At 36.7% G+C, this 17,934-nt stretch carries 17 protein-coding genes and 1 pseudogene; 7 read left to right on the top strand and 11 right to left on the bottom strand.

All coding sequences use genetic code 11. The features are described from left to right. Positions 1-3: 3 nt before the first annotated feature. The 8 genes from secD to uvrA all read right to left on the bottom strand — a co-directional run bounded on the left by secD (position 4) and on the right by uvrA (position 9,326). Positions 4-1,854, bottom strand: coding sequence for a protein translocase subunit SecD (gene secD, locus GG9_RS05335; protein ID WP_005631056.1), 1,851 nt, complete (start codon positions 1,852-1,854; stop codon positions 4-6). A gap of 69 nt (positions 1,855-1,923) precedes the next feature. Next, positions 1,924-2,217, bottom strand: coding sequence for a preprotein translocase subunit YajC (gene yajC, locus GG9_RS05340; protein ID WP_005631054.1), 294 nt, complete (start codon positions 2,215-2,217; stop codon positions 1,924-1,926). A 109-nt stretch (positions 2,218-2,326) separates the two neighbouring features. Continuing rightward, the gene (locus tag GG9_RS05345) at positions 2,327-2,548 is read right to left on the bottom strand and encodes a sulfurtransferase TusA family protein (protein ID WP_005631052.1); all 222 of its coding nucleotides are present in this window, start codon (positions 2,546-2,548) and stop codon (positions 2,327-2,329) included. After that, a complete protein-coding gene (locus GG9_RS05350; protein WP_032825069.1) occupies positions 2,545-3,063 on the bottom strand; it encodes a hemerythrin domain-containing protein in 519 nt (172 codons plus the stop codon). The genes GG9_RS05345 and GG9_RS05350 overlap by 4 nt, the downstream gene beginning before the upstream one ends. Positions 3,064-3,127: 64 nt before the next feature. Then, the gene (gene tgt, locus GG9_RS05355) at positions 3,128-4,276 is read right to left on the bottom strand and encodes a tRNA guanosine(34) transglycosylase Tgt (RefSeq protein ID WP_005631048.1); all 1,149 of its coding nucleotides are present in this window, start codon (positions 4,274-4,276) and stop codon (positions 3,128-3,130) included. 343 nt (positions 4,277-4,619) lie between these two features. Beyond that, positions 4,620-5,711, bottom strand: a complete 1,092-nt coding sequence (gene queA, locus GG9_RS05360; protein ID WP_005631046.1) for a tRNA preQ1(34) S-adenosylmethionine ribosyltransferase-isomerase QueA — start codon at positions 5,709-5,711, stop codon at positions 4,620-4,622. 186 nt (positions 5,712-5,897) lie between these two features. Beyond that, positions 5,898-6,341 (bottom strand): hypothetical protein, encoded by a 444-nt coding sequence (locus GG9_RS05365; RefSeq protein ID WP_032825068.1) that lies wholly within the window; start codon positions 6,339-6,341, stop codon positions 5,898-5,900. Positions 6,342-6,494: 153 nt separating this feature from the next. Next, positions 6,495-9,326: an excinuclease ABC subunit UvrA gene (gene uvrA / locus GG9_RS05370; RefSeq protein ID WP_005631042.1), complete on the bottom strand. Its 2,832-nt coding sequence runs from the start codon at positions 9,324-9,326 to the stop codon at positions 6,495-6,497. A 152-nt stretch (positions 9,327-9,478) separates the two neighbouring features. On the opposite strand from uvrA, the gene GG9_RS05375 reads away from it, so the two are divergent. The 5 genes from GG9_RS05375 (at position 9,479) to GG9_RS05395 (ending at position 15,364) form a co-directional block, all read left to right on the top strand. Then, the gene (locus GG9_RS05375; protein WP_005631041.1) at positions 9,479-9,973 is read left to right on the top strand and encodes a single-stranded DNA-binding protein; all 495 of its coding nucleotides are present in this window, start codon (positions 9,479-9,481) and stop codon (positions 9,971-9,973) included. Positions 9,974-10,123: 150 nt separating this feature from the next. Next, positions 10,124-11,404: a site-specific integrase gene (locus GG9_RS05380; protein WP_016533798.1), complete on the top strand. Its 1,281-nt coding sequence runs from the start codon at positions 10,124-10,126 to the stop codon at positions 11,402-11,404. A 144-nt stretch (positions 11,405-11,548) separates the two neighbouring features. After that, a complete protein-coding gene (locus GG9_RS05385) occupies positions 11,549-12,910 on the top strand; it encodes a site-specific integrase (protein ID WP_272941224.1) in 1,362 nt (453 codons plus the stop codon). Positions 12,911-12,912: 2 nt separating this feature from the next. Continuing rightward, the gene (locus tag GG9_RS05390) at positions 12,913-14,952 is read left to right on the top strand and encodes a hypothetical protein (protein WP_005631036.1); all 2,040 of its coding nucleotides are present in this window, start codon (positions 12,913-12,915) and stop codon (positions 14,950-14,952) included. Between the two features lies 1 nt (position 14,953). After that, positions 14,954-15,364, top strand: a complete 411-nt coding sequence (locus GG9_RS05395) for a hypothetical protein (RefSeq protein ID WP_005631033.1) — start codon at positions 14,954-14,956, stop codon at positions 15,362-15,364. 49 nt (positions 15,365-15,413) lie between these two features. On the opposite strand, the gene GG9_RS09690 is transcribed toward GG9_RS05395, so the two are convergent. Next, a complete protein-coding gene (locus GG9_RS09690; RefSeq protein ID WP_228840868.1) occupies positions 15,414-15,632 on the bottom strand; it encodes an efflux RND transporter permease subunit in 219 nt (72 codons plus the stop codon). Between GG9_RS09690 and GG9_RS05400 the strand changes: the two genes are divergently transcribed. Further along, positions 15,565-16,386, top strand: coding sequence for a zinc-dependent alcohol dehydrogenase family protein (locus tag GG9_RS05400; RefSeq protein ID WP_005631031.1), 822 nt, complete (start codon positions 15,565-15,567; stop codon positions 16,384-16,386). The two genes, GG9_RS09690 and GG9_RS05400, sit on opposite strands and share 68 nt — an antisense overlap. 52 nt (positions 16,387-16,438) lie before the next feature. Here the strand turns inward: GG9_RS05400 and GG9_RS09685 are convergent. Together GG9_RS09685 and GG9_RS05405 are read right to left on the bottom strand one after the other, a co-directional pair. Then, a pseudogene (locus GG9_RS09685) lies at positions 16,439-16,804 on the bottom strand (arsenic resistance protein); the annotation flags it as partial. Positions 16,805-16,818: 14 nt separating this feature from the next. Then, a complete protein-coding gene (locus tag GG9_RS05405; protein ID WP_005628504.1) occupies positions 16,819-17,217 on the bottom strand; it encodes a Cd(II)/Pb(II)-responsive transcriptional regulator in 399 nt (132 codons plus the stop codon). Between the two features lie 71 nt (positions 17,218-17,288). Here GG9_RS05405 and GG9_RS05410 point away from each other — a divergent pair, with 71 nt between their 5' ends. Continuing rightward, the gene (locus GG9_RS05410; protein WP_005628502.1) at positions 17,289-17,903 is read left to right on the top strand and encodes a cation diffusion facilitator family transporter; all 615 of its coding nucleotides are present in this window, start codon (positions 17,289-17,291) and stop codon (positions 17,901-17,903) included. Positions 17,904-17,934: the final 31 nt, after the last annotated feature.

Genomic DNA, 17,934 nt, shown 5'->3' with positions numbered 1-17,934 from the left:
CGCCTAAATTAATAATTTTTTAAGTTGTTTACCACCGTAAAGGGCATTAACTAATGCGCGAGTTCCTGTAATCGCGGTAAACATAGAAATCGCAACACCAAGTGAAAGCGTAATCGCAAATCCTTGAATTGGACCTGTTCCTACCGCGTATAGAATAATTGCGGTTAAGATTGTGGTTAAGTTTGCGTCAAAAATAGAAGTAAATGCGCCGTTATAACCTTCATTAATCGCTTGCTGAATTGAACGACCATTACGAATTTCTTCTTTAATACGTTCAAAAATCAATACGTTCGCATCTACTGACATACCTAAAGTTAAAACGATACCCGCAATACCCGGCATTGAAAGTGTCGCACCTGGTAAAATAGACATTAATCCCACAAGTAATACGATATTAATAACAAGTGCAAAACTTGCAATCACACCAAACATTTTGTAGTAAAACAACATAAAGACAATAACAGCAACTAATCCCCAAAGACTTGCATTAATCCCTTGCTCTACGTTTTGCGCACCTAATGATGGGCCAATTGTGCGTTCTTCAACAATTTGAATTGGTGCAATTAATGCGCCAGATTTCAACAAGGTAGAAAGATTATGTGCTTCCGCGATGCTATCAACACCAGTAATTTGGAAGTTTGAGCTAAAGCGACCTTGGATCGTCGCCACATTAATCACTTCCTCATGTTTTTCTAAAATAGTTTTACCATTTTCGTCTTTTTTACCGTTATCTTTATATTCAACATAAAGCGTTGCCATTGGTTTCTTATAATATTTTTTGGTAGTTTGAGACATAATCTCACCACCTTCACCATCCAAGGTTACACTCACTTGCGGGGTACTTGAATGCTGATCTAAACCAGAACTTGAATTAATAATATGCTCACCACCTAATACCGCGCGTTTAAATAATGCAACAGGATGACCTTGGCGATCATATTTAACTTCCGAATCAGCTGGTAACATATTACGAGAAATTGCATCAGCTGTAACATTTTGATTTACGATACGAAACTCAAGTGTTGCAGTTGCACCTAAAATTTCTTTTGCACGAGCAGTATCTTGAACACCTGGTAATTCAATTACAATACGTTCAGCACCTTGACGTTGAATAACCGCCTCAGATACCCCTAATTCAGCAACACGTTTACGTAAAATCGTTAAGTTTTGCTCAATTGCTAAGTCGCGTGCTTCATTTAATGCTGAAGTTGAAAGACCTAAATTGATACTATCGTTATCCAGCTCTGTGATATCTAAGGTTGGATGCAACTGATGAATAATACGTTCCGCTTTAGAGCGTTGACTTGCATCGGCCAATGTGACAGAAGTACCAAAATGCTCAGTATTTTTAATTGCCGTATATTGAATTTTTTCTTTGCGAAGTTCATTACGTAAACTGTCTTGTAATTGCTCTTGGCGTTTTACAAGTGCAGCATTCATATCAACTTCCATCAAAAAACGAACTCCACCTCGTAAGTCTAATCCCCATTTCATTGGGTTAGCACCAAACATGCTTAACCAAGCTGGAGTGGCTGGAGCAAGGTTTAATGCAGTGGTGTAATTATTGCCAAGACGTTCAGCAATTTTATCTTTAGCGAGGAGTTGATCATCGGTATTAGTAAAACGAGCTAGAATTGAGCCGTTCTCAAGCACAATAGATTTGGCTGGAAGATTATTGGTTTTAAGCACATCTTGAACTTGTCCAAGCACGCTAGTATTCGCTTCTTGACCGCGCGTACCAGAAATTTGAACCGCAGGATCTTCACCATAAATATTTGGAAGAGAATATAAAATCCCGATGGCCACAATAAAAATCACCATCAAATTCTTCCATAATGGATAACGGTTTAACATAGTTTTCCTTTTCTTTTCTAACGCACAGAGCCACAATTCGTGGCTCTGGAAAATAATTTAACGTTACTCTTAAAGTGATTTTAATGAACCTTTAGGAAGAACGCTTACAATGTAGTTACGATTAATCGTAATTTCTGTCGTGTCGTTTAACGCAATCACGATGCTATCGCTACCTTCGGTTACTTTAGTAATTTTGCCGATTAAACCACCAGCAGTTAAAACTTCAGTACCTTTTGCAAGCTCAGACATCAATTTTTTGTGTTCTTTATTGCGTTTAGCTTGCGGGCGATAAATCATAAAGTAAAAAATTAAACCAAAGATCACGAAAATAAATAACGTGGACATCGGGTTTTGTGCTTCCATTGTATGTTTTCCTTGTTAATTTAAGTTGAAAATTGTGCTTAAAATACCATAAATTGGCTCATTGGGAAAGGTGAACCACGCCCAATATTCTACGTTATGGCGATTAATTTTATTTTTTCAAGATAACGATAAATTCTTTTTCCGAAGCGTAATATTGCTCGACCAAAGCAACCGAATTTTCTTCTGCAAAAATAGAAAAATTTTCCACCGCACTTTCAAGGTTTAAGATCAACATTAGCTCATCATTTTTATCCAAATTTTTTAAGGCTTTTTTGGCACTTAAAAGAGGAATTGGACATCGAAGTGTGGTTAAATTGAGCTGATATTTCATTCTTTAACTTGACGACGAGCACTCATGTTCTTGCCCATTTCAGCCAAAATATCCGCACTTAAGCATTCACGCCCCATTTCAAATAACGGTTCTTCTAATGCAATATGACGATCATAACCTTGAATAAAGCATTCAATTAAATGTTCATCAATATTATGACGTTGTTCAGAAATAAGCTCTTCTAACTGCGCAGATAGTGCACTCCAATTTTCATGCAAATATTCGTGCTGTTTTTCTAATTCATCAATGGAGCTTTGTGCTTGCGGAGCCACTTTGACTAATTGAGGGAAAAAATCTAATTCTTCATCCTCATGATGTAGAGGGGCGGCACGATTGAAATAAGTTAAAATTTGCTCAACATCATTTAATACAGCCTGAGTATAGCCGTGTTTTTCTAGATAATCAGGCAAAATGCTTAACTGACGACAAAAACGTTTTACCTTACTATGACAGGCATAAAGCATTTCAATAGGTTCATTCCATGTGGCGAATTGTTGAGGTTCAAGAATTTGCATAAGGTTTCCTTTGTTAAAAAGTGCGGTCAGAAAACATTTCATTTTTCTACCGCACTTTCATCAATTATGATTTATCCGCTAATTGTAATGGTGGAACAGGTTTGCCCATGCGAGCATAGAATTCCACGACAAAATCATCAAAACGATCGTCTTCGATAGCTTGGCGAATTTCCGCCATTAAACGTTGATAATAGCGTAAATTGTGAATTGTGTTCAAACGCGCACCTAAAATTTCACCGCACTTATCCAAGTGATATAAATAAGCTTTCGTATAGTTTTTACAAGTGTAACAATCGCAGTGAGGATCGAGCGGGCTAGTATCATCGCGATATTTTGCATTACGGATTTTAACAATACCATCAGTCACAAATAAATGACCATTACGTGCGTTACGAGTTGGCATTACGCAGTCAAACATATCAATGCCACGACGCACGCCTTCCACTAAATCTTCTGGTTTACCCACGCCCATTAAATAACGGGGTTTGTCAGCTGGGATTTGTGGGCAGATGTATTCTAAAATGCGGTGCATATCTTCTTTTGGTTCGCCTACCGCTAAACCGCCCACCGCATAACCGTCAAAGCCAATATTCACTAAACCTTCTAATGATACTTTGCGTAATTCTTCAAATACGCCGCCTTGAATAATACCAAATAGGGCATTCTTATTGCCTAATTCATCAAAGCGATCGCGGCTGCGTTTTGCCCAACGAAGTGACATTTCCATAGATTTTTTCGCATAATCGAAAGTCGCTGGGTAAGGCGTACATTCATCGAAAATCATCACGATGTCAGACCCTAAATCATATTGAATTTCCATGGATTTTTCAGGCGAAAGGAAAATACGCTCACCATTAATTGGGTTTTGGAATTTTACGCCTTCTTCGGTGATTTTACGTAATTTACCTAAACTAAATACTTGGAAACCGCCACTGTCAGTCAAAATCGGACGATGCCATTGCATAAAGTCATGTAAATCACCGTGTTTACGCATCACTTCCTGTCCAGGACGAAGCCATAGATGGAACGTGTTACCCAGTAAAATTTCTGCACCTGTCGCACGCACTTCTTCTGGCGTCATGCCTTTTACCGTGCCATAAGTACCCACTGGCATAAACGCAGGGGTTTCTACGCTGAACGTGCCTTGTGGACGTTCAAATACCAAGCGACCACGACGAGCATTGCCGCTTGTTTTATCTAATTCATACTTCATTTTTGCTCCAACGAATAAACAGTTCGAAGATTTTTTGAACAAAAAAGCCTGTTAAAAAATACAGGCTTTGTGATATCATATTTACAATGCTCTTTGAGCAGAGGCGGATCTACTAAGATAGTCCGCCAGTTGCCGCTGTCGGGCTATTTCGTAGATCCTGAGTTTGTTAATCATACTAAGGATAAAAATATGACTAAATTTATGATTAAGTTGGTCATCATTATTCTACTTTGCCTGTTATTGAAAAGTAGCACTGGCTATTAGTAGTTGATGCCGACAAGGGATGGTTACCGCCATCTCTCGTTCTTTATTGTAGGTGCTGACTAATTACAAGTCAAACAACTTATTCCAATCCTCTCACATTAGAATTTTTATTAATAAACATCGCATCGCCATAACTAAAGAAACGATATTTTTCTTGCACTGCATGCTTATACGCATTCATAGTATTTTTATAGCCAGCAAAAGCTGAAACTAACATAATCAAAGTGCTTTCAGGTAAGTGGAAATTAGTAATTAAACAATCCACCACACGGAATGATTTGCCCGGGTAAATAAAAATGGACGTATCAGAAAAATAAGGCTCAATTAAATCTGGATTACCAAATTCTTCTGCAGAAAGCGCCGCACTTTCAATAGAACGAACAGAAGTCGTTCCCACTGCAATAACACGTTTACCCGCTTTCTTTGTTGCAATAATAGCATTGCAAACTTCTTGAGAAACTTCTACATATTCAGCATGCATCACATGATCTTCAATATTTTCGACACGAACTGGCTGAAATGTTCCTGCGCCTACATGCAATGTGACAAATTCAAAATTCACACCTTTCTTTTTAAGTTTTTCAAGCAAGGGATCATCAAAATGTAAGCCTGCTGTTGGTGCTGCTACCGCACCAGGTACTTTACTATAAACGGTTTGATAACATTCTTGATCGGCTTCTTCATCTGGACGGTCGATATAAGGCGGCAATGGCATATGTCCAATGGTTTGCAACACATCTAAAAGAGCGGTTGATTTATCACTTAATTCCACTTCAAACAATGCACCATGACGCGCTGTCATTACCGCTTTAATTCCATTATTTTCGCCTAATTTATCTTCACCTAAAAATAATTCAGCCCCTTCTTTGGGTGATTTTGATGAACGAATATGCGCTAAGAAACGATGCTCATCTAACATGCGTTCAACTAAAACTTCAATTTTCCCACCGCTGGCTTTACGCCCGAACATCCGTGCAGGAATAACGCGAGTATTATTGAAAACCAATAAATCGCCTTCATCAATTAAATCCAATACATCTGAAAAAGTGCGGTCAATTACCGCGCCATTTTCTCCATTCAAATGTAATAAACGGCAAGATGATCTATCCTCCTTTGGATAGCGAGCAATAAGTTCATCAGGTAAATCGAAATTAAAATCTGAAACACGCATAATAAAGTTTAGGTTAAATAAAATAGGCGGTAAGTCTAGTTTGAATCGGGGATGATCTCAAGAAAAAATAAAAATCTTATCTTCTATTCATAGTTAAACTTTTTTATTTATCTATTGAGGTGATGCAAGTTAAGAACTATTTAAGATAGAAAAATGGCTAGCAATTACGCTAGCCATTTTGATGAATTATAAATTTGCTTTTTTAGTTACTTTTGCGTTTACATCACAATTTTTGATGATGATCTTATCGCTAGTTTTACCTTTTTGAATTAAATTCACCGGCACAACAGAATCAAATTTATCTAAAGTTAAACCACTATCTACATTCCAAACATAGTCACCAGAAGTGAAACTTGTAAAATCGTTTTGTGATTTATCACGAGCAAAATCTTTTGCAATAATTTTGTTACCTAAACTAACCATTGCCGCAACTGGCTCTTGGTTTTCAAATTGATACACTGCAGTCACAGTTTTTTTATTACAAGAATAAACTACTGTTTTATCAGTAATAGTTGACGCAGTTTGAGCAGCCATTTGAGTCGATGCTTTTTCCATTACTGGCGCTTCTTTTGCGCATGCAGATAATACAACAGCGGCAACAAATGCCGGTAAAACTTTAGTAAAGTTCATCATTAAATCCTCTTAATTAAGCCCCAATCTGGGGCGCTACTTAGATACGTTTAATTAAATAAAGTTCCCAATGTTAAATCAAAAAATCTATTAACATGAAACTAAATCCTAATTATCATTTTACGACTTTTTATACTAAAAGTGCGGTTATTTTTAACGTTTTTCCAAAATTGGTTTAAGGAATCTCGCTGTATGAGATCCTGCGACTTTAGCAACTTCTTCAGGCGTGCCAGTAGCAATAATTTGTCCGCCACCGCTTCCCCCTTCAGGACCAAGATCGACAATCCAGTCTGCCGTTTTAATCACATCAAGATTGTGTTCAATGACGACGATAGTATTTCCTTGGTCGCGTAATCGATGCAGTACTTCAAGTAATTGCTTAATGTCAGCAAAATGCAAACCAGTCGTCGGCTCATCTAGAATATACAAGGTTTTACCCGTATCACGTTTAGAAAGCTCAGTCGCTAGCTTAACGCGCTGCGCTTCACCGCCTGAAAGTGTTGTGGAAGATTGACCTAATCGAATATAGGATAATCCTACATCCATCAAGGTTTGTAATTTTCTTGCAATCATTGGAATCGCATCAAAAAACTCGCGAGCCTCTTCCACCGTCATATCTAAAACTTGATGAATCGTTTTGCCTTTGTAACGAATTTCTAAGGTTTCGCGATTATAGCGTTTACCTTTACATTGGTCGCAAGGAACATAAACATCGGGTAAAAAATGCATTTCAACTTTGAGTACACCATCGCCTTGACAGGCTTCACAGCGCCCACCTCGTACGTTAAAGCTAAAACGCCCCGGATTATAACCACGCGCACGCGCCTCTGGCACGCCTGCAAAAAGTTCACGAATCGGGGTAAATAAGCCTGTATAAGTGGCTGGATTTGAACGTGGCGTGCGCCCAATCGGGCTTTGGTTAATATCAATAACTTTATCGAAATGCTCTAATCCCTCGATAGACTGATAAGGTGCGTAATCCGTCTTTTCCGCTCTATTTAATGCATTTTGCGCAAGTGGAAATAAAGTGTCATTAATAAGTGTGGATTTTCCTGAGCCTGATACACCAGTTACGCAAGTAAATAAACCAACGGGAATATCTAAATTCACATTTTTTAAGTTATTACCTGATGCGCCTTTAAGTTTGAGCCATTTTTTCTTATCAAGTGCGGTGCGTTTTTTCGGGATTTCGATTTTATCTGCGCCCGATAAGAATTTTCCTGTTATGGAATTTGGATTTATCATAATTTCATCAGCGTTTCCTTGCGCAATAATTTGCCCACCATGCACGCCAGCACCAGGCCCAATATCTATAATATGGTCAGCCGCACGAATCGCGTCTTCATCATGTTCCACGACAATTACCGTATTACCAAGATTACGCAAATGAATTAACGTGTTAAGTAAGCGTTCATTATCACATTGGTGCAAGCCAATCGAAGGTTCATCTAATACGTACATTACACCAACAAGCCCCGCACCAATTTGGCTAGCAAGGCGAATACGTTGTGCTTCACCACCTGAAAGAGTTTCAGCAGAACGAGAAAGAGAAAGATAATTCAAACCAACATTGACTAAGAACAGCAAACGCTCGCGGATTTCTTTAAGAATTTTTTCCGCAATTTGCGCTTTTTGACCAGTGAGAGAAAGTGCGGTAAAAAATTCAAGGGTTTCGCCAATGCTTTTTTCCGCAATTATCGGCAAATTGGTTTTTTCAATATACACATTACGCGCTTCGGGTCTCAAACGAGATCCGCCACAGTCTACACAAGGTCGATTGCTAATATTTTTTGCTAATTCTTCACGCACCGACATTGATTCTGTTTCTTTATATCGGCGAGCCATATTATTCAAAATACCTTCAAAAGGATGCTTGCGAATAACCACATCTCCACGATCATTCATATATTGGAATTCAATTTCCTCTTTGCCTGAGCCATGCATAATGATGTGTTGAATTTTTTTTGGCAAAGATTCATAGGGCGCTTCAACATCAAAATGATAATGTTTTGCCAATGAGGTGAGCATTTGATAATAATAGAAATTACGACGATCCCAACCTTTTACCGCACCACCAGCAAGAGAAATAGTTGGATTTTGCACCACACGATCTTCATCAAAATATTGCTGCACACCCAAGCCATCACAAGTTGGGCAAGCACCTGCAGGATTATTAAAGGAAAATAAACGAGGTTCTAATTCTGGCACAGAATAACCGCAATGCGGACAAGCAAAATTTGCCGAAAAAATTAATTCTTCTGCTTTCGGATTATCCATATCTGCCACAATTGCGGTGCCACCTGAAAGCTCTAATACGGTTTCAAAAGATTCGGCTAAACGTGTTACTAAATCTGACCGCACTTTAAAGCGATCTACCACCACTTCAATAGTATGTTTTTTCTGTAAGGCTAATTTTGGTGGATCAGATAAATCACAAATTTCGCCATCAATACGTGCTCGAATATAACCTTGCGCAGCAATATTTTCTAAAATCTTAACATGTTCGCCTTTTCGATTTTTGACAACTGGCGCAAGTAACATCATCTTGCTGTCTTCTGGCAAACTTAATACTTTATCTACCATTTGGCTAATCGTTTGTGCCGTTAATGGAACATCATGATCTGGACAACGCGGTTCACCTACTCGGGCAAACAATAAACGCAAATAATCATAAATTTCTGTAATTGTTCCAACCGTAGAGCGTGGATTATGTGAGGTAGATTTTTGTTCAATCGAAATCGCAGGGGAAAGCCCTTCAATAGAATCCACATCCGGCTTTTCCATTAAAGATAAAAACTGACGCGCATAAGCAGAAAGGGATTCAACATAGCGACGTTGCCCTTCCGCATAAAGTGTATCAAACGCTAAAGAGGATTTCCCCGAACCTGAAAGCCCAGTGATCACCACAAGTTTATTGCGTGGAATAGTTAGATTTATATTTTTCAGGTTATGGGTTCGAGCCCCGCGAATATCGATATGTTCCATAAAATAACTCAAAAGGATGAAATAAGTTTAAATTTTGCGATCATTATCGCATATTTTAATATCTGTGCAAATATCCAGTTAAAATATATAGATCTTTTGAAAAATTTCAGGCAAAATAACCGCACTTTTTTAGATAAAAAATGAGGTTTTTTATGGCTGGAGTTAATAAAGTCATTATTGTGGGTCATCTAGGCAATGATCCTGAAATTCGTACTATGCCAAATGGCGATGCCGTAGCAAATATTAGCGTAGCGACCAGTGAAAGCTGGAACGACCGCAATACTGGCGAGCGCCGTGAAGTAACAGAGTGGCACCGTATTGTATTCTATCGTCGTCAAGCGGAGATTTGCGGTGAATATTTACGCAAAGGCTCTCAAGTATATGTGGAAGGTCGTTTAAGAACGCGTAAATGGCAAGATCAAAATGGTCAAGATCGTTACACTACAGAAATTCAAGGTGATGTAATGCAAATGCTTGGTGCGCGCAATCAAAACGCAGGTGGTTACCCTAGTGATATGGGAGCTGCACCACAACCTTCTTACCAAGCTCGTCAAACTAACAATGGTGGTAATTATCAATCATCTCGTCCAGCGCCACAACAAGCTGCACCACCAATGGATGGATTCGATGACGATATCCCGTTCTGAAATCCATATACATAAATTATGTAAAAATACATCATAGAAACCAGAGAGAAGCCTTATAAAATAAGACTTCTCTTTTTTTTACATTAATTTTGACACAATATCTTTAATTTGATAGTATTTATATATGATATTTTTGTAAATTAAATGATTATGCATAGATTAGAAACAGTCCTTTTTTCAAATGGAGAACGTTTTCCTATATTGGTTAATGTTAAAACTGGTATTCCTGATTTTTATTCAACCTTATGGGTAACTGTAGAACTACGTAATCAATCCGCAGTAAACACAATTAGAAATAAGCTGGGAACTATACAGTGGGTAATGAATTGGGAAAAACAGAATAATCTTGTTATTAGCGATCTAATTCATAACAAAGCACTCTTAACAGAAAACCAATTAGAATCTCTTATCCAACATATGAGAATAAATGTAAAAAAGCGAAAGAATGTAATCAATACAAAAAAAAGTGTGTTAATGAAAGGTAGGACTCAATTTATTGATATTTATTCTGCCGTATCTCTTAGTCATCAATATAATAGACTAACAACGCTTTCAGAATACATATTATTTCTATCTAAAGTAATTAATGTATCTAATGAATATATTGAAAAATTGACGAAACTAATTACGTTAATTAAAGAGTCAAGACCTAAAAATCATAAAACATTATCTATCAAACCAGAAAGTGAACTACCTGATGGATTGTTAGATGAGTTTATGTCTATTGCGAACTTTTCTAATCCTAATAATCCATTTCAAGATATTGGAATTAGAAAAAGAAACCATTTGATGTTTATCTTATTAAAGGAATTAGGGATTAGAAGAGGAGAGCTATTATCAATTCAAATCCCATTTATTGATATAGGAACAGCTAAATCCTCAATTACAATTAGACGAACGCATGATGATAAATTTGACACAAGGAAGAAGCAAGCTGTAAGTAAAACGAAAGAAAGGCGACTTCCTATTTCACAAAATATAGCTCAACTTATCAATGACTATATTATGAACTATCGCTCTAAGATTCCTAACGCTAATAAACATCCATATTTATTTGTAACCCATCGAAAAGGAAAAACGCAAGGAAACCCAATTAGTACCAGTTCTTTTGATAATGTTATTGTACCAACGATGAAAAAGATAGATTCTAAATTTTCTATTATTCATCCACATATTTTTCGTCATGAATGGAACTTAGATTTTTCACGAAAGGTGGATAAAAATAATCAAAATGTAAATCATGATTCTTCTCATAAAGATTTTATTTCTCCTGAAAAAGAAGCAAAGATGAGACAACATCTTATGGGGCATACATCCGAGAAATCAGGAAATATTTATAATCAACGTTATATAAGAGAAAAAGCTAACAAGATATTATTAGATCTTCAGATTCAGTTTCAAAAAAAGGTTGATAATTATGAATCAGAATAAACGTCTTAGACAGTCAAGAGATGGGTATGTATTTGATGAAAATGAAAACTCTTGGCATATAAGTAAAGACAAAACCATTAACTTTTCTCAACCCATATTAAATATAAATAAAAAACATTAGATGGGTTTAGAAAAACATTAGCAATATATGCCGAAAAATACTCAAGTTATCACGTATATCACATGTATCAACAATTTCAACGATTAGTAATTTCAACTAATTTAGAAGTCATTAATGTGCCAATAATCTTGGATTGGAAAAATAAACTAGGAAAAGAACATGAATGGTATTTAGGAGCATTAAAGGGTTTTTTATTGTCATGGCATGAGTATGGCTATTATGGAGTTGATAAATCTGTTGTGTCATTGCTAGAAAGCTTTACGTTGAGTGGAAATGATAAAGGTAAATCGGTATTAATGAGATGCCCTTATACAGGAGCATTTACCGAAAATGAAATTTTGGCTTTAATGGCTGAACTTGCTAGACTTTGGAGAGAAGATCTTATTTCATTTGAAACATATGCATATATTCACTTACTTCAATCTACAGCTAGAAGACCCATTCAAATACGCCATTTAAAATTTGAAGATTTAAGAAAGGAAATCTCTCAAGGAACATGGAATTATTTTCTAAATATCCCTAGTGCCAAAAAAAGAGGAGGATTATTCAGAGAAACATTTAAAAAACTTGCTATCACAGAGGACTTATATTTAATTCTCCTAAACTTTATAGAATATCAATATAAGAAATTGCTTAGTTTGGTTGATGAAACCTTTATTTCTAGTTATAAAATGAAATTACCAATGTTTATTGATTGGAATTGTTTAAAGAAGAATATCAAAAATAGGAATTTTGATCTTTCATTATTAAACAAAGATATTTTTCATTATTCTGCTTCTTCGTTGGAGCTATACGCATTACGAAAATTCTGTATTCACCAAAAAGCAATTTCAGAACGAACAGGCGAGATTATTCATGTAACAGCAAGACGTTTTCGCCATACTAGAGGAACAAATCTAGGAAGAAAAGGGGTTGGGGCAACGATTATAGCAGAGCTCCTAGATCATACAGATACACAAAACGTTAAAGTTTATACTGAAAATACAGCTGATACAGTGCAATACATTGATCGTGTTATGGGTGCTGAAATGGGAAAACTCGCTCAAGCATTTACAGGTAGAATTATTTCTAACTTAAATGAAAGCGAAAGGGGGCATGATCCAACATCTTTAATAACCAATAACGGAATAGATACAATAGGTGCTTGTGGTACAAATGATTTTTGTATAACTGGCTATGAAACTTGTTATTTATGTCCTAAGTTTAGACCGCTCGTTGATGGTCCTCATCAACAAATCTTAAATAAATTGTATGAGGAAAAGGAAGAACGTTTAAAACAAACCAAAAGCATAGATTATGCATCATCCAAAGATCGTATTATTTTAGCTGTTGAGTATGTTGTTCAAGCTTGCAATGATATGAAAAGAACTATTGGGAGCCACTAATTATGAATAATCTAATTTTTACTCCACAAGATAATAATCCTAAATCTAATTTAGAGCAATTTATTAATTTCAGTAAAAATCAGCTTACTATCTTTGGAAATGATTGCTGGGAAAACAATCAATGGAAAACAACATTCAGCATTTATCCAGTTCAGGTTCGTTTTTCCACAGAAAGAATTAAATCTACAGCTTATAAATATGAGCCATTAGCTGCACCATTCATTGAATTTGCCAAAGCCTATATTCGTTATACTTATTCTCTAAATCCCATTCGTAATTTAGCCAGACATATTGAATCTTTACGTATAGTTGAAATGGCTCTCTATAATATTAAAGGAAAGGCTGACATACTTCAGCTTGATTATTTAGCTATTCATGAAGTAGAAAATATCGTATCAAAAAAGTATAAAAAAGGTACGGAATCAGTCAATAAATTAGGCTATCAAATTCAAAAATTATTTGATTTTTGTAGAGAAAATCAAATTACACCTCAACTACCTTTATGGGAAAATCCTTATAAACGCCCTAGAGATTTGACTATACTACTGGATGATAAAGGAAAAGAATACCGTTCAAGTAAAATGCCAACTGATGAAGAAATGATGCTGGTTGCTAAACTCTTTCATGATGCCCCTAATTTAGACAAAGAAACTGAATATTATACAGCTGTTATGGCTCTACTTATGGTCGCTCCATCTCGTTGTTCTGAGTTGATGTCTTTATCTGTCAATTGCTTAGAATGGGAGGACGATAGCTTGGGAAATAAGCAATTAGGTATTCGATGGATACCAGCAAAAAATGGTAAAGAGGGATTAAAGTGGGTTCCTAGCTGTATGCAAGATATTGTTGTTGAAGCGGTTAGGCGTTTAACAAATATAAGCTCCTTGGCAAGAAAAGCAGCTAAATTTGCAGAAGAAAATCCTAATATATTGATGTTATTTGATAAAGATCTTGTAACATCCCATTCTTTATACAAAAAGCCTTTGACTAAAAGTGAAATAGCTGAAGTGTTAGATATTGATTCCCAAAATATCTGTAACACCAAATGGTTTAAAAATTTAATAAGTGAAAACGATGGAATTATAACTTATGAGATACTAGGAAAATTTTTGTATAAAAAATACACATCAAAATTTAATAATTGGCCCTATGTAGATAAACATAAAAACGTTAAGGCTTCTGAAGCTTTGTTATTATTCAGAGAAAATGAATTTCATGATGACTTTTCCTCTAAAAGTTTCTCTTTTGTGTTACCAACAGTGAACCAAATTAATGATAGATTTTGCTATTCAGAAACTCGCCCTAAAACATCATTATGGGAAAAACATTGTATAGGTACATCTAAAGGAGAATTTATTAGATTACCATCGCATAATGCAAGGCATTGGTTGAGTACAAAAGCTGAGCGAGGTGGAATGGATGAATTAACTTTAGCTAACTGGGCAGGCAGAGCTAGAGTGGCAGATAATAAAGCTTATGATCACAGGACAGAAGAAGAAAAAAGTGAGGCAGTTCGAGATTTACTCATTCCTGAGGATATTTCAATATTAGACAAAATTCATTTAAATCTTCCTATTACCTATGAAGACTTAGGTAAAGACAGAATTGGAGTTGCAACGATAACAGAAATAGGTATTTGTGAACATGATTATGCGATGTCTCCATGTTCTCGTCATGGTGATTGTGAAACATGTAAAGAGCTTATTTGTATTAAAGGATTAGAGTCTTCTTTAGAAATATTAAAGCAACGTGAGACTCAATTAACCGAGCAATTTAATAAAGCCAAAGAACACCATAAAATAGGTGTTTTTGGTGCAGATCGTTGGATAAGTAACCTAGGATGGAGATTAACACATATAAAAACTAAAATTAAGTTCTTAGAAAATAGTGAAATCCCAAATGGATCATTATTAAGAATGCCTGATGAGTACGACCCTTCTCCAGTTAAATTAGCTTTACAGGAAAAGGGAATGGATATAGATCTTCAAAAGCCTGAAACAGCTAGATTAGACGATGATTTATATAGACTAATGGAGTTATAGTATGCCTAAAATTCTTATCACAGAGGAAAATTTAGAAGATATAATCATGTTGATTAATACTTGGGAGGGTAAATTAACATGGGATTTACTTTGTTCTGAAGTTTCACAACTATTGAATATTAAAAGCATTGAAAGACAATCACTAGCTAATTATAGTGATATACAAAAGGCTTTTAGTACACGGAAACAAAGAATAAAAGAAAACTCTAAAGCTAATCCTCAACCAAATGTAACGATAGATTATTTGCAAAAACAAGTAAATAATTTAAAGGCTCAAGTACAACGATTGGAAGAAATCAATGAGCAATACAAGCAAAAATTCATTGTATGGCAGTATAATGCATATATGCATGGAATGACAGAAGATAAGCTAAATAAGCCACTTATTGCAGTTAATCGCCAGCATCGATAAAGAGATACCGTTTGAAATTTAAATTTCAAACAGTATTTTTTCAAAAAGATTATCCTTCTCTTCTTGGGATTCTATCCTCCGGTGTTACTGATGTTAATTTGGCTAATTTCGGGGCTAGCCATTCTCTGAGGTCATCCATTAAGGAATAAACTACAGGCACAAATACTAGGCTCAACAAGGTTGAGGCGATTAAACCACAGATGACAGCGATTGCCATAGGTGCTCTAAATGCCGCGCCTGCACCACTGGCAAACACGGCCGGGATCATTCCCGCTACCATTGCAATGGTGGTCATTAAAATCGGGCGGACACGTTCCGAATACGGCACTTATGGCGAAATCGTAAATATGCCCGTTCACGCTGTGGTAAAACACCCTGAAAACCTCACAATGGAACAAGCTGCGGCAAGTTGGATGATGTTTGTAACCGCATACGGCGGTTTGATTGAATTTGGCAAGGTGCAAAAAGGCGATTTTGTTGTATTGGGCGGAGCGACCAGCTCGGTAGGCATTGCCGCCATTCAAATCGCCAAAATGCAAGGGGCAAACGTGATTGCTCTGTCTCGCACGCACGCCAAAGGTGATGTGCTTTTACAGAAAGGGGCGGATTTTGTGATTGCCACCAAAGAAGATGACGTTACGGCTAAATTACTAGAAATTACAAACGGCAAAGGCGTGAATTTGGTGTTCGACCCTTTGGGTGACAAAGAAGCAGCAAAAATTATCAACGCAATGACACAAGACGGCAAATACATCATCTACGGTGCATTAAGCCACGATGATATCGCCGTGCCTGTGTTCCCAATTTTAGGCAAACACTTAACCGTGCGAGGCTATGAATTGTTTGAAATCACTACCGTACCAGAAAAACTCGCTCAAGCGAAAAAATTCGTGTTTGACGGCTTAGCAAGCGGTCAATTAAAACCAGAAATTGACAAAGTTTTTGCTTTTGATGAAATGGCGGAAGCTCACCGTTATATGGAAAGCAATGCACAGATTGGGAAGATTTTGGTAAAGGTTTGATTGTTTTAAGGTAAATATGCCGTCTGAAAAATAAGTTTCAGACGGCACATCGTTATTTTACCTGCCGATTAAGCCACCACACTAGCGAGAGCATCACAGGCACTTCCACCAGCACACCGACCTCCGTTGCCAATGCTGCCCCCGAGTGCAAACCGAACAAAGAAATTGCCACCGCCACCGCCAATTCAAAAAAATTACTCGTGCCAATCAAGCACGCAGGGGCGGAAATTTCGTGTGGTAATTTGAGCTATTTTGCCAAAACGTGAGCCAAGACAAAAATGCCGTAAGTCTGTGCCAGCAAGGGAATGGCAATCAGCAAAATAATCAAGGGATTGGCAATAATGGTTTGGGCTTGAAAGGCAAACAGCAACACCACCGTCAAAATCAAACCCATAATGGAAAAAGGTTTCAGGCTGCCTGAAAAATATTCCGCTATTCTTTTTCTTTAATACCTTGAATAATCTGACACTTATCAACCGTTTTATTTTCACAACCCACAAATTGCATTAAAAAAGTTTTAACTTGTTGTAGTTCTTTGATTTGTTCGTCCAAATATGCCAAATGTTGCTCGGCAAGTGCATTGATTTCATTGCATTGTTTGTTAGGCGTTTGTTGTAATTGCAACAGCGTTTTGATGTTACTTAAAGAAAGACCGATATTACGGCAAGTTTTAATAAAGCGTAATTGCTCTAACTGATTTTCATCAAACACACGATAGCCGTTTTGTTGATGTGTAGGGGCGATTAAGCCTTGTTTTTCATAATAACGAATGGTTTCCAAATGTACGCCTGTTTGTTCACTGGCTTGTTTTATTTTAAAAAATTTTGACATTTTGGCTTGACCCTGTAATGACTACGGAGTTTATAGTATAGCAAATTTCATCTTAAAACAGGAGCAAAAAAATGGCGTGCCAAAATTGTTGTGGTTCAAATCAGCCCATTCATCAATCGCCCAAGTACAAAAAAGCCTTGTGGATTGTCTTGATATTAAATTTATCAATGTTTTTTGTGGAAATTGTGATGGGGGTTAAATCAGGTTCAACTTCGCTGTTGTCGGACAGTTTGGATTTCTTGGGCGACAGTGCCAATTATTTGATAAGTTTGATTGTTTTGCCAATGGCGTTAAGTTACCGAGCCAAAGCATCTATGGTTAAGGGGCTAACGATGGGCGGTTTTGGTTTATTTATTTTAATGACAACCATTTATCGTGTGTTTTATGGGGAAATGCCCAGTTATTCTGAAATAAGCATTGTGGGATTTTTGGCGTTATTGGTCAATGTGTCGGCATTGTTGATATTATTAAAATTTCGTGATGGCGACAGCAATGTCCGCAGTGTGTGGGTGTGTTCCCGAAACGATGCGATTGGTAATGTGGCGGTAATTTTGGCGGGTATGGCAGTTTATTTTTTTCAATCAAAATATCCTGATTTAATTGTGGCGTTTGTTTTGGCATTTTTGGCATTACAAGCCAGTCAAGAAATCATCAAAAGGGCTTGGGCGGAATTAAAAGTCAGTTAATTTAAAACACCGTTTGGATTGATGTTCAAGC

It is taken from the genome of Haemophilus haemolyticus M19501 (assembly GCF_000222025.1).
GTDB lineage: Bacteria > Pseudomonadota > Gammaproteobacteria > Enterobacterales > Pasteurellaceae > Haemophilus > Haemophilus haemolyticus_G.
Note: the sequence above shows the minus strand (reverse complement) of the source record. Positions and strands in the feature narration are given on the sequence as shown.